Below are 12,960 nucleotides of genomic sequence, written 5' to 3' on the forward strand. Positions count from 1 at the left end.
TTGGGGCACAACAAAGGGACGTGTTGGTGCAACCTAAACTTTCTTTCTCCAGACCGAAACAAGCAGATTTAGATCGATAAAATTAGCCTAAATTTTTCGTAAATTTGGGTGTTTGAAGATACATCGATTTGCATTTTCGTTAGGAGCTTGGGCACTTTGCCGTCCCTTTGACTTCTAAATCCACGGCAGGGACCTGCTGGACACGACTGGTTGGTGGAAAGAATGAAGAGTTTGAAATGAAGCCCAGCTTTTTTCTCTATGCGGTTATCTGTTGCTTTGCGCTCGCGTCGGTGGTCGTTGCTGCTGACGATATCGTTGCACGGAGGCAAGCGGATATGAAAGCGATTGCCGCCGCCACGAAGACCATCGCCGGAATGTTTAAGGAACCAGCGACATACTCCCCAGCCGAGTTAAAGTGGGCCGCCGACACCATTCGCGACAAATCAGGGGAGGTGCTGATCGGCCATTTTGCGGCCGAAGCCGCCGATCCAAAGTCGAAGGCAAAACCAAATATCGTCGAAGAGCGCGAGCGGTTTGATCGTCTGGCAAACGATCTGAAGGCATACGCGACCGCATTAGACGCAGCCGCCGACAAAAATCCTGCAGCGATGACGGAGAGCATGCGCATGAAACCAAGTGAACCGATGGGCGGTGGACCGTTCGGAACGCATGTCAAGGACGAGGCGCAGTTGTCCTCCATACCGGCAGAGCACGCCTTTCACCTTATGCTGCAAACCTGTACGACCTGCCATTCTCGGTTCAGGATGGAGTGACTGCAGCGGCGGCAGGCTAACCTTTCATATAGCGCAACAACGGCGAGCCATATTAAATGTTGTGCCGTCAACCTTTAAACGTCGTCAGGGCGAGGACGGCTCCGTCCTCAAGCCGTTCACTCCAAAACGAGCATTGATGGCAGGCAGATCATCTTCTTTTTCGCCTGAGTTCGCGAACTCCTCGATGATCGGGCAGTCTGGCCGGTCATCACCATGGCAATGATTTGCAAGATGTTTAAGCGTTTCGGTCATCGCTCGGATCGCGCCAGCTTTACGCTCCAGTTCGGCAATATGCTCAAGAGCGATGCTCTTTACGTCTGCGCTCGCGCGTGACCGGTCTCGCCACAGCGCGAGCAAGGTTTTCATCTGGTCAACCGAAAACCCGAGATCGCGTGCTCGGCGAACGAAGCGGAGTGTATGAATGTCGTTCTCAGTGTAGGTCCGGTAACTCGATTCTGTGCGATGCGCGGGCGTGATCAACTTGATTTGCTCGTAGTACCGGATCATTTTCGCCGAGACGCCGCTGGCTTTCGCTGCTTGTCCGATGTTCATCGTATTTTCCTTCATGCGAGGGAGCTGCACCGGGAATCCGCGATGCAGCTCTGCTATCAGTTGGCTTGGTAACGACGCAAACGAAGCGCGTTGCCCAGGACGAAGACGCTGGACATTGCCATTGCGCCCGCCGCAAATACTGGCGAAAGCAAGGTGCCATTTACGGGATACAGGACACCTGCTGCGACCGGCACCAAGCTGACATTGTAGGCGAAGGCCCAGAACAGGTTCTGCTTGATGTTCTTGATCGTCGCCCGGCTGAGTGCAATGGCGCGAGCCACGCCTGTCAGATCGCCTGATATCAGCACGACATCCGCACTTTCGATGGCGATGTCGGTACCAGTACCCACTGCAAGGCCGACATCAGCTTCAGATAGAGCCGGGGCGTCGTTGATGCCATCGCCGATGAACGCAACCTTCTGGCCGTTCTTGCGAAGCTGTTTGACGGCCTCAACTTTGCCGTCCGGAAGAACCTCCGCGACAACGTGATCAATACCCAGTTGCGCGGCAATTGCCTCTGCCGTGCGGCGATTGTCGCCGGTAATCATCGCAATCTTCAGGCCTTGGGCGTGTAGTGCTTGGATTGCGGCTGGCGTCGTTTCCTTTATCGGATCGGACACCGCAATGATGGCTGCCAGCTGTCCGTCGACAGCTGTGTAAAGGGGCGACTTTCCTTCGCGACCAAGATCGCTCGCGAGGCTGGCGAAGGCTGTGACTTCAATGCCTTTGCGGGCCAGCGCTCGGTCAGCACCGACGAGAATTTTACGCCCGGCAACGATACCGCTCACGCCGAAGCCCGGCGATGCCTCGAAACCAGATACTTCCAGGTTCGGAAGCCCACTAGCCTTTCCTGCGGCAACGATAGCTTCCGCAATCGGATGCTCCGAGAGGGTTTCAAGGCTGGCGACCCAAGAGAGCACATCATCACGGCTATAGCCTGGCAACACCTGGAAGTCGGTGAGTTCGGGCTTGCCCTTGGTCAGTGTACCCGTCTTATCGACTGCGATGATCTGTGTATCCCGAAGGCTCTGTAAGGCTTCGCCCTTGCGGAACAGGATGCCCAGTTCGGCCGCACGTCCGGTACCGACCATGATCGAGGTTGGCGTCGCGAGGCCCATGGCGCAGGGGCAGGCAATGATCAGGACCGCGACTGCATTGACCAGCGCAAAGCTCAAAGCCGGTGAGGGGCCAACTAGCATCCAAGCGCCGAATGTCAGGATAGCTGCGGCGATCACAGCAGGCACGAACCAGCCAGTCACCTTGTCGACGAGAGCCTGGATCGGCAGTTTAGAGCCCTGCGCGGCTTCGACCATCTTGATGATCTGCGCGAGCAGGGTGTCGCTTCCGACTTTCATCGCCCGAAACGTGAACGAACCCGTCTTGTTGATCGTGCCGCCGACCACTTCGCTATCGGCGGTCTTCAAGACTGGTATCGGTTCCCCGGTGATCATCGCCTCATCGACGTAGGATTCACCTGACGCCACGGTGCCATCCACAGGCACTTTTTCGCCCGGACGAATTCGAATAACGTCGCCGACGACCACGTCGCTGATCTGTATTTCCACGAATTCACCGCCATGATCGACAAAGGCAGTCTTGGCCTGAAGACCGAGCAACCTCTTAATTGCCTGGCTGGTTTTGCCTTTCGCCCGAGCCTCAAGGTACCGACCCAGGAGGATCAGCGTGATAATGACAGCCGCTGCCTCATAATAGACGTTGACGGTACCGGCGGGCAGGGCGCTCGGAAGAAACGTGGCGACGACCGAATAGGCCCACGCCGCCGTTGTCCCGAGAACCACGAGAGAATTCATATCAGGTGTCCAACGCAGTAGGTTTGGGACACCCTTGCGGAAGAAACGAAGTCCCGGGCCAAACAATACGATGGTTGCCAGCACGAACTGGACGTACAGGCTCTCACGCATGCCGATGGTGTCCATCACGAACTCATGGACACCAGGAATGAAGTGCGATCCCATCTCCATTACGAAGAGTGGCAAAGTCAGAACGGCGGAGAGAAGAAGCTGTCGACCAAGCGACCGAATTTCAACGTCGCGCCAGTCTCCTTGATCCTCAGTGGCAACATTGACAGCGGCCCTGGCCTCGTAACCCGCGTTGCGGATGGCTGCGGAGAGGATCGCTGACGTCGTTGCGCCTGAGACATAACGGATCGTCGCCTTCTCCGTCGCAAGATTGACGTTGGCATCCGTGACACCAGGAACCGCCTTGAGGGCACGCTCGACGCGCGAGACGCAAGACGCGCAGGTCATACCCTCGACGAGAAATTCCTGCATTTCGATCTTTGCTTCATACCCAGCACCCTCGATGGCCTGCAGGACGGCAGCGGTATCGACGGCATCCTTGAAAGTTACCGTTGCTCGCTCTGTCGCGAGGTTGACTGACGCGGCATTGACGCCGGGAACAGATTTGATGGCTTTCTCGACCCGGACGACGCACGAAGCACAGGACATTCCTTCGATCCCGAACTCCGTCGGGATGGGCAGCGCGGTCGATTTTTCGATCTGTGATATGGCAGTCATGGGACGATCTCTCATTGAACTGCATACATAAGTAATCCTTCCCATGCTGGGAAGGTCAAGGGCTCTTGTTGGCGATGAATTTCAGAAGTTGCTTAGGAAGCGAACGCAGGCGAGAATGCGGCGTTGCTAGCGATCAAATCTTCGGGCCATGGAGAGAGATGTGAGGCAGCGAGAGATTTTGGATAAAGCACCGGCCACCGTTGCGTTCATAGATATCGCGGGATTCAGCGCGATTGCGGATGTTTATGGAGACGCAGCCGCGCTTGACGTGCTTGAGGTATTCGAGAGCATGGTCCGCGACGCCCTCAGCGGCTATGAGCCTCCGATTAAATGGATCGGTGATGAGGCAATGCTCTCGTTTCCTGAGCCCGATACAGCGATCCAGGTACTCGGAACGATGTTGCAGGCATGCCGCAAAGAATCGCGGCTACCCCTTACTCGGGCGGGGCTGAACCATGGGCCGGTCATCCGCAGAGCAGGCGATCTCTTTGGCACGACTGTCAACATTGCAGCACGAATCGCCGCGCTCGCATCGCATGGTCAATTACTTGCCACTCAACCCGTTGCTGAGGCGGCTATCGCCAGAGGCATCCTAGTGCGAGACCTCGGAATGGTGGCGCTTAGATCGGTAGCCGGGGAAGTCCCTATCTATGAGATCGAGCTTGCTCCGTCGGCTGACCCGGACTGGATCGATCCTGTGTGCAAGATGCATGCACCATATTCATCCTATAAGCGGGCCGCCCCGCAGGGGCCGTGGTTTTGTTCGCCGCGTTGTGAAGAAGCATATCGACGGTCGCCGCAGACCTATGAGTTGCCCCGGTGACAGTAAGCGGATGGGGACACCTGTTTAACTTGGCGGCCCGCTACGGAAATCAAATGTGCTTGAAGCTAGACGGATAGCCCGCTTTTTCGATGGCAGCGTTGATGGCCGCCGGTTCGAGCTTGCTCTGCACCCTGGCAGTCCTGGCCGTAAGATCGATGGTAGCGGACGCTTCCGGGTCGGCTGCTTTGATTGCTTTTTCGACTGTGCTCGCGCAATGGCCACAGGTCATATTCTGAATGTCGAACTCGTACATGGTGGTCTCCGTAATTTGCGACCATTCACATGTGGGGCTTCCCACCATGGGAAGGTCAAGAGCAGCCATCGAATAGTTCTTGGCGCTTGCAATCAAAGGATTGCTAACCCTGTGTATCAAACGATCATCTACTGGCGCATAGTCGGGTAGCAGCGTCCGGCCTCAAGGCGCAACAGACAGTATTGATCTGGCGCAATTTGCGAGAGTGTTTTGGGTTTATGATCCAGCTTATTCAGACGCCAAAGGAGAAATCAAAAGGAGAAATCAGATGAAGTCGGCAAGAGTCACGCAAGTATGCATCCTTACCGCTTTCCTGGCCAGCGGTTCAGCGACGACGGTCTTCGCGCAAATGCAGGGACAAACACAGCAACCTCCTCAAACAGGGATGACGCCCGGGGGCATGATGGGCGGGATGCCGATGACTCCCGGTATGATGCCGGGCATGTGCGGGAACATGATGCCTGGGGTTACGATGAACGGAATGCAGGCGATGCCAGGCATGATGGCGGGCGGCGCGACGGGCGGGATGCCGATGGGCGGACAGATGATGAAAATCATGTTCACGGTTGCAGACAGCGACGGCGATGGGGCTCTCTCTTTCCAAGAAGTGACAACCATCCACAAGCGGATTTTCGACAGAGTGGACGCGAACAAGGATGGCAAAGTTACGCCTGACGAGATACGAACGTTCATGCAGGTCCAATAGGTGCGTCGAGGCCTTTCGCCACATTTCGAGACGACTGTAATATGCTTTCACAGGGACCGAAAACTCAATGCGCATCGAACAGTTTCACGCAAATTCTCGTGAGCCCGCTTCCTTCGGCCAAAGCGGCATGCCAGTATAGGCATATGAAGTTCGTCGCCGCCATTCAACGCCTGCTTTGCGTCCTTGCAATGCTCGGGGTCATTCTTGGCCCCGTGAGTATGGGCGTGGCGGAAAGCGCGATGGCCTCGTCAGGACCTGCCGCGATGGCAGGCATGGACATGCAGATGGCGTCTGCGGATACCGCTTCCACGACCGAGGAGATGCCTTGCTGTCCGGACGAGAAGCAGCCACCCATTGACTGCTCGAAGAATTGCCCGTTGGCGCTCATCTGCGCGTCCATTCTCCTAGTGCAGGCTCCAGACGCCATCAGCCTATCGGTTTCTTATCCGGGAGCGCCACCCTTCCTAGTCAGTCATGACGCGAGTTTGGCATCTGCCGTGGTGGAACCTCCGGCACGCCCACCACGCGTCTAGTTCTCATCCTCTTTTGACCGTCGCTGCTTGCGTGAGCGCGAGTGCGGATACCTGTTTTTTGGCGAGGCCGTGGCCCGCCTATAGAGATGTGAACTATGAAAACCACAAGGAACTTTGCGCGAGGAAGCCTCGCTGCGATTGCCATTTTGTCAGCCTCATCGACGGTTTCCTATGCCAGCCCTCAAGACTACGAGTTTCAGCTCGTGTCAGCAGAGGTGAAACAGGGACCTGATGCCGAAGTCTCTGTTCGTCTCGTTGATAAACGAAACGGGCAGCCCGTATCTGACGCGGTTATTTTCACCACCCGGATGGACATGGCTCCAGAGGGCATGGAGACGATGACCACGCCTGTCGAGGAACTGCCCTCCGGACAGGCGGGGACCTATAAGTTCAAGACCAATCTGAGCATGGAAGGCGGATGGCGCTTCCAGCTTGGGGCGAAAGTTCAGGGCGAAGGCGACACCGTGGCCGGTGAAGTCGTCGTCAAGGCTACCCCGTGAAGACCGCAACATGGCTGGCCGCCGTTACCTCCCTCGCCGTCGTCGGCGGGGGAGCGTACCTGGCTGGTGCCCAGGGAGTAGGCCAGCAGCAACTCCACATGCTTTTCGACATGGCCGTCGCTGAAGCGCAGCCGAGCAAGCCTGAACCGACCGGGGCCGTCATTTATTACCGCCATCCGGACGGGCTGCCCGAATATTCTGCCAAGCCCAGGAAAACACCCGATGGGCGCGAGTTCGTGTCCGTCCGTGAAAGTGAAGACATCAGCTTCACAGCCTCAGGCATCAAATCGGCCGAAACCTCCAACCAGCCGAAAATGTCGGCGACAGGATCGGCTGCGACGGAACGCAAGGTCCTTTATTACCGCAACCCGATGGGCCTTCCGGACACTTCCAAAGTGCCGAAGAGGGATTCAATGGGAATGGACTACATCCCGGTCCTTGAAGGCGATCAGGCCGACACATCGACGGTCAAGGTTTCGCTCGGCAAGCTGCAGCGCACGGGTGTCAGGACGGCCACTGCGGAAATGGCGAGCATCTCCCGCAAAATCCGGGTGCCCGGAACGGTGGCCTTGGACGAGCGGCTCATCAGCGTCATCTCTATGCGCACCGATGCTTTCATAGATGACGTGGCAAACGTGACAACTGGCGACCATATCGGCAACGGAGAGAGCCTCTTCAGCTTCTATTCCAAGGAGATCGCCACCGCCGGAGCTGAATTCGCTGCGGGGAAGGGCGATCTCCGCAACAGCGATGCCGGTTCGGCGCTTCGACTGAAGAACCTGGGCGTACCGGACGAAGTGATCCGGAGCATCGCCGAGAAGCATCAGGTGCCAACCAGCATCGAATATGTTTCCCCCCGCAACGGGGTCATCCTTGAACGCATGGCGACAACCGGAATGATGGCAAAACCGGGTGATCCGTTGTTTCGGATTGCGGACACGTCCCATGTCTGGGTCATCGCCGACGTGCCTGAGTTCGATCTGGCTTCCATTCAAAAAGGAGGCCCGGTTGCCGTGACGGTTCGGAGCCTCCCGGGCAGGACCCTCGAAGGGACCGTCGACCTCATCTACCCCGAAATCCGGCAGGAGACCCGGACCACGAAAGTCAGGATCGAGCTTCCGAACCCGGACGGTATTCTGATGGCCAACATGTACGCCGACGTCGAGATCGAGGCTGGCGTACAGAAGCCAGTCGTCGCCGTGCCCAACAGTGCGGTCATCGATACCGGCGACCGGCAGGTCGTCTTCATCGACAAGGGTGACGGCAAGTTCGAGCCAAAGGATGTCTCCCTCGGCATGCGCGGTGAAGAGCAGACCGAGATCACCAAAGGCATCGCAGTAGGCGATCAGGTGGTGGTGGCGGCGAATTTCCTTCTTGACGCCGAAAGCAATCTCAACTCGGCCCTCAGTGGCATGGCGACAGATGAGGTGAAGCCATGATCTCCCGTGTCATCGCTTGGTCCGCCCACAACCTCATTCTGATCTTCGTCGGCGCGGCGCTTGCCGTCGCGGGCGGCGTCTATGCGCTGCGCTCCCTGCCGCTCGACGCCATTCCCGATCTTTCCGACATCCAGGTCATCGTCTACACCGAATATCCGGGCCAAGCCCCGCAGGTGGTCGAGGACCAGGTGACGTACCCTCTGACGACGTCGATGCTGACGGTTCCCAAGTCGAAGGTCGTTCGCGGCTTCTCCTTCTTCGGCGTCTCCTTCGTCTACGTGATCTTCGAAGACGGCACCGACCCGTACTGGGCGAGAAGCCGGGTGCTGGAATATCTGAACGCGGCGTCGAGCCGCCTGCCTCAAGGTGTGACGCCGACGCTCGGCCCAGACGCCACGGGTGTCGGCTGGGTCTACCAATATGCTGTCGTCGCCAAGAACCTTACGCTTGCGGAACTCCGCTCGCTGCAGGACTGGGTCGTGCGGTACGGCGTTTCCAAGTCAGAGGGCGTCGCCGAAGTGGCCAGCGTCGGCGGCTTCGTGAAGCAATATTCCATCGTCGTTGATCCCTCTCGGCTGAAGGCGCAGGGTATATCGCTCAACGACATCTCCAATGCGGTTAGGGCCAGCAACACGGATGTCGGCGGCCGAACCATCGAGCTTTCCGAATTCGAATTCATGGTGCGCGGACGCGGCTATCTGAAGGGCATCAGCGATATTGAGAACATCGTGCTCAAGACGCAGGGCGGCACGCCGCTCAGGCTGGGCGACGTCGCCAAGGTGGAACTCGTTCCTGATGAGCGAAGGGGAATTACAGAACTGAACGGCGAAGGCGAAGTCGCAAGCGGCATCGTCCTGCAGCGGTTCGGAGCCAACGCCCTGACCGTGATCGACAACGCGAAGAAGAGTTTGGCTTCGGTCCAAAGCAGCCTGCCGGCGGGAACGGAGATCGTGCCGGTCTATGACCGGTCGACCTTGATCGAGTCCGCCATCGAGACACTGAAGGGCACCTTGATCGAGGAGTCCATCGTCGTCGCGCTGGTAACGGTTGCCTTCCTTCTCCATGTTCGCAGTGCTCTCGTGGCGATCATCATGCTGCCGGTCGGCATCCTCATTGCCTTCATCGCGATGAAGATGCTCGGCATCGGCGCAAACATCATGAGCCTTGGCGGTATCGCCATTGCCATCGGCGCGATGATCGATGCGGCCATCGTCATGATCGAGAATGCCCACAAGCACCTCGAACGCGCACCACCGGACAAGCCGAGGATCAAGATACTGGTCGACGCCGCCAGCGAAGTCGGTCCGGCACTTTTCTTCAGTCTGCTGATCATCACCGTATCGTTCCTGCCGATATTTACCCTGGAGTCTCAGGAAGGACGGCTGTTCGGGCCACTCGCCTTCACCAAGACGTTCTCCATGGCGGCGGCAGCATTCCTCTCGATCACGCTCGTTCCTGCATTGATGATCCTCTTCGTGTGCGGCCGCATCGTGCCCGAGCATAAGAACCCGCTGAACCGCTTTTTGATTTGGATTTACCGGCCGGTCATCGCGGGAGTCCTCAAGGTCAAGACACTGACCATCCTGGCCGCCGTCGCGATCCTGGCGGCAACGGCATGGCCGGTCCAGCACATCGGCAGCGAATTCATGCCCAACCTCGACGAAGGCACGCTGATGTATATGCCGACCACCTTGCCAGGCATATCAGTGACGAAGGCGGCCGAACTGATGCAGACGCAGGATCGCATCATCAAGTCGTTCCCCGAGGTCGAGAGCGTCTTCGGGAAGGCGGGCCGTGCACTAACCGCCACCGACCCGGCTCCGACGGAGATGTTCGAAACGATCATCACTCTCAAGCCGAAGTCGCAGTGGCGGCCAGGTGTGACGACCGACAGCCTGAAACAGGAGATGGACGCCGCTCTGCAGTTTCCCGGGGTATCAAATGCCTGGACCATGCCGATCCGCGCCCGCATCGACATGCTGTCGACTGGGATCAGGACGCCCGTAGGTGTCAAAGTCTACGGTACCGATCTCGGCGAGATGGAAAAGATCGCTCGCCAAATCGAAAGCGTGCTGAAAACGATCCCCGGGACCTCCGGCGCCTACGCCGAGCGGGTCATTGGCGGCTACTATCTCGACATCGTTCCGGACCGGGCAGCTCTTGGCCGTTACGGCTTGACGGTCAACGATGTTCAGGACGTCATCAGCATGGCACTCGGCTCTGAGGTGGTGACCTCGACCGTCGAGGGCCGCGAGCGCTACGGAGTGGCCATACGATATCCACGGGCCTACCGAAGTGATCCGCAATCGATTGCCCGGGACGTGCAGGTATCGCTGCCCGGCGGCGGGTCGGTGCCTTTAGGAGAGATAGCCGATGTCAAACGCACACGCGGGGCTACGACAATCCGCACGGAGAACGGTCAGCTTGCAGTCTACATCTTCGTAGACATCGCCAATCGCGATCTCGGTGGCTATGTGGCGGAAGCTCAGGGGGCCGTCGCAAAAAGCGTGAAGATGCCCGCAGGCTATTCGGTCGCCTGGAGCGGTCAGTTCGAGTATCTCGAACGGGCGAAAGCACGCCTGATGATCGTCGTCCCGCTGACCTTGGCGCTGATCTTCCTATTGCTATACCTGAATTTCAAAGCTTTGACGGAGACGATGATCGTCATGCTGTCCTTGCCATTCGCGCTAGTCGGCGGCATCTGGTTGATGTGGTGGCTCGGTTTCAACGCCTCCGTGGCGGTTGCCGTCGGCTTCATTGCATTGGCTGGCGTCGCTGCTGAGACCGGCGTGATCATGTTGATCTATCTCGACCAAGCTTTGAAGGAGCGACGCTCCGTCTGTGAGACGGAGAAGCGGGACTTCACTAGAGCCGATCTCAATCGCGCAATCATGGTCGGTGCGGTCGAGCGCGTCCGGCCGAAGATGATGACTGTCGTCGCCATCATGGCGGGATTGGTGCCCATCCTCTGGAGCACTGGCACTGGATCGGAAATCATGCAGCGCATCGCCGTGCCGATGATCGGCGGCATGGTGTCGTCGACGCTGCTGACGCTAGTCGTCATCCCGGCGGTCTACGCGCTGGTCAAGGGGTGGAAGTTGCCAACGGCGACATCGATGTCCGATCAGTTCGTCAAGGACCGCGAACGCGGTCTCGAAGCGGCAGAATAGTGGTGGCGGCGCGTTTTTTCGGGAGTTCGCCATTTCATGTTCTCCGGGAGTTCACAGGATACTCAGGCGGCAGCGCCATGCTCGTCTCTGGCCGCGATCCAGACCTCACGCGCCGCGTCGGCGTTCATGGCGGCGATGGCGATGCCTACGATCAGGTCCGGCCAGGCGGTGTTCCAGAGAAAAGCTGTAACGAGACCTGCTGCGATGATGGCGATATTGGCGAGCGCGTCGTTGCGGGCGGAGAGAAACGCGGCGCGGGTAAGGCTGCCGCCATGCTCGCGAAAGCGAACCAGCATTATGGCGCACGAGAGATTGATGGCGAGAGCGCCGAGGCCAGCCAGCGAGAGCGGCAACGGTTCCGGCGCAATAGGAGCCATGAATTTCTGCCAGGCGGTCCAGACGGTCGCCAGTCCGGGAACGAGCAGGATCGCGGCCAGGGCCATGCCGACACGGGCGCGATTGCGGGCGCTCCAGCCGAGCGCCATCAAGATCAGGAGGTTCACCGACGTGTCTTCAAGGAAATCGACGCTGTCGGCAAAGAGCGATACCGAACCGATGGACAAGGCTACCGCGAATTCGACGCCGAAATAGCCAAGGTTCAGAAGCGCCACACGTTTGACCACGTCGCGGAGAGTGATGTCCGCCATGCCCGATCTCCATTCTTGCCGTCGGCTCGTTTTTCAGCCTGGCATCAGCTCACTCTTATAACACCGTTCGACTGAGCGCGATCCAGACGCAGAACCCACGGCCGCTCGCGGTCGAGCGTGTCCGCCGGAGATGATTGACGGACGTCGCCATCATGGCCCTGGAGGACCGGCAGGGGATCGGAGATCATGCGGCGTATCGCCGTGCTGCGGCTGTTGCGAGTGGGCAAACGCGATGACCAACGCGGGCTTCACTGTCACGGTGAAACACCCCGATGACCTGACAGCTATCAAGGCGAAATACAAGATTCCTGCGGAAATGCAGGGCTGCCATACTGCTGTCTCCGGCCCTTATATCTTCGAGGGACACGTTCCCTTGGAGGCGGTTGAAACAGTCATGAACAAGCGGCCGGATATTACGGGCTTGGCGGTGCCAGGGATGCCAGCAGGATCACTTGGAATGGGAAACGATCCGCAAGCATCGTACGACGTCTACAGTCTGTCGAAGGACGGGAAGGCCGAAGTTTTCATGAGCGTGCGCCCATCTTAGTCAAGGATGAGCGTTTCCAACGCGACGGCACAGAGGAAGAGCAGAGCTGCCAGTGAAGCAAGCAGTGCGATCTGGCGATTTGCCTTGGCGAGCACGCCGCGACGCACGCCTCGTTTCGGCCGCAAGCGATGCTCGCGAACGAGAGCAACGTTGGAGCGGAAACGCTTCTTTTTTCCTGACGTGCCTGCCTCCCTTTGAATCTACAGGGGCTTCAGATTCTCGGCAGACGATTTACCTGACCGGCGATCCTCGACGATCTCGTAGCTGACCTTCTGGCCTTCGCTCAAGTTGGTAAGGCCCGAACGCTCGACGGCGGAGATATGAACGAACGTGTCTGTCGATCCATCGTCCGGCTGGATAAAGCCAAAGCCCTTGCTCTGGTTGAAGAACTTTACTGTTCCCGTTGGCATTTCTTTGTCCTCGTTTTTTGTAAGCCTTGCCGCAAACATAGGTAGAATAGCAGCGGGATGGCAAGCGGCG

At 58.2% G+C, this 12,960-nt stretch carries 12 protein-coding genes and 1 pseudogene; 7 read left to right on the forward strand and 6 right to left on the reverse strand.

Annotated features, from left to right (window positions below; genetic code table 11):
• The first annotated feature begins 335 nt into the window (after nt 1–335).
• On the forward strand, nt 336–773 hold the full coding sequence (locus QA644_RS06460) for a cytochrome c (protein ID WP_283072340.1): 438 nt from the start codon (nt 336–338) through the stop codon (nt 771–773).
• Between the two features lie 84 nt (nt 774–857).
• Here the strand turns inward: QA644_RS06460 and cueR are convergent, their stop codons facing one another.
• Together cueR and QA644_RS06470 are read right to left on the reverse strand one after the other, a co-directional pair.
• The gene (cueR, locus tag QA644_RS06465; protein ID WP_283071544.1) at nt 858–1,325 is read right to left on the reverse strand and encodes a Cu(I)-responsive transcriptional regulator; all 468 of its coding nucleotides are present in this window, start codon (nt 1,323–1,325) and stop codon (nt 858–860) included.
• A 56-nt stretch (nt 1,326–1,381) separates the two neighbouring features.
• The gene (locus QA644_RS06470) at nt 1,382–3,862 is read right to left on the reverse strand and encodes a heavy metal translocating P-type ATPase (protein ID WP_283071546.1); all 2,481 of its coding nucleotides are present in this window, start codon (nt 3,860–3,862) and stop codon (nt 1,382–1,384) included.
• A 160-nt stretch (nt 3,863–4,022) separates the two neighbouring features.
• Here QA644_RS06470 and QA644_RS06475 point away from each other — a divergent pair, with 160 nt between their 5' ends.
• On the forward strand, nt 4,023–4,685 hold the full coding sequence (locus QA644_RS06475; RefSeq protein ID WP_283071548.1) for an adenylate/guanylate cyclase domain-containing protein: 663 nt from the start codon (nt 4,023–4,025) through the stop codon (nt 4,683–4,685).
• Between the two features lie 49 nt (nt 4,686–4,734).
• Here QA644_RS06475 and QA644_RS06480 read toward each other — a convergent pair whose 3' ends face one another.
• Nucleotides 4,735–4,938 (reverse strand): heavy-metal-associated domain-containing protein, encoded by a 204-nt coding sequence (locus QA644_RS06480; RefSeq protein WP_092588395.1) that lies wholly within the window; start codon nt 4,936–4,938, stop codon nt 4,735–4,737.
• 268 nt (nt 4,939–5,206) lie between these two features.
• Between QA644_RS06480 and QA644_RS06485 the strand changes: the two genes are divergently transcribed.
• The 4 genes from QA644_RS06485 (at nt 5,207) to QA644_RS06500 (ending at nt 11,286) form a co-directional block, all read left to right on the forward strand.
• Nucleotides 5,207–5,644, forward strand: coding sequence for an EF-hand domain-containing protein (locus QA644_RS06485; protein WP_283071552.1), 438 nt, complete (start codon nt 5,207–5,209; stop codon nt 5,642–5,644).
• 628 nt (nt 5,645–6,272) lie between these two features.
• Nucleotides 6,273–6,677, forward strand: coding sequence for a FixH family protein (locus QA644_RS06490; RefSeq protein WP_283071553.1), 405 nt, complete (start codon nt 6,273–6,275; stop codon nt 6,675–6,677).
• Nucleotides 6,674–8,116 carry an efflux RND transporter periplasmic adaptor subunit gene (locus QA644_RS06495; RefSeq protein WP_283071554.1) on the forward strand — a complete coding sequence of 481 codons (1,443 nt, stop codon included), beginning with the start codon at nt 6,674–6,676 and terminating at the stop codon, nt 8,114–8,116. Before QA644_RS06490 ends, QA644_RS06495 begins: the two co-directional genes overlap by 4 nt.
• Complete coding sequence (locus tag QA644_RS06500; RefSeq protein WP_283071556.1) at nt 8,113–11,286, forward strand: CusA/CzcA family heavy metal efflux RND transporter; 3,174 nt, start codon at nt 8,113–8,115, stop codon at nt 11,284–11,286. The genes QA644_RS06495 and QA644_RS06500 overlap by 4 nt, the downstream gene beginning before the upstream one ends.
• Nucleotides 11,287–11,348: 62 nt before the next feature.
• Here QA644_RS06500 and QA644_RS06505 read toward each other — a convergent pair whose 3' ends face one another.
• On the reverse strand, nt 11,349–11,933 hold the full coding sequence (locus tag QA644_RS06505) for a cation transporter (RefSeq protein WP_239599197.1): 585 nt from the start codon (nt 11,931–11,933) through the stop codon (nt 11,349–11,351).
• A 199-nt stretch (nt 11,934–12,132) separates the two neighbouring features.
• Between QA644_RS06505 and QA644_RS06510 the strand changes: the two are divergent.
• Nucleotides 12,133–12,480 (forward strand): annotated as a pseudogene (locus QA644_RS06510) (DUF411 domain-containing protein); the annotation flags it as partial.
• On the opposite strand, the gene QA644_RS06515 reads toward QA644_RS06510, so the two are convergent.
• The gene (locus QA644_RS06515; protein WP_275593275.1) at nt 12,477–12,605 is read right to left on the reverse strand and encodes a hypothetical protein; all 129 of its coding nucleotides are present in this window, start codon (nt 12,603–12,605) and stop codon (nt 12,477–12,479) included. The pseudogene QA644_RS06510 and the gene QA644_RS06515 sit on opposite strands and share 4 nt — an antisense overlap.
• Nucleotides 12,606–12,680: 75 nt before the next feature.
• The gene (locus QA644_RS06520) at nt 12,681–12,890 is read right to left on the reverse strand and encodes a cold-shock protein (protein ID WP_239599195.1); all 210 of its coding nucleotides are present in this window, start codon (nt 12,888–12,890) and stop codon (nt 12,681–12,683) included.
• Nucleotides 12,891–12,960 lie beyond the last annotated feature (70 nt).

The organism is Rhizobium sp. CC1099 (assembly GCF_029714385.1).
Lineage (GTDB): Bacteria > Pseudomonadota > Alphaproteobacteria > Rhizobiales > Rhizobiaceae > Rhizobium.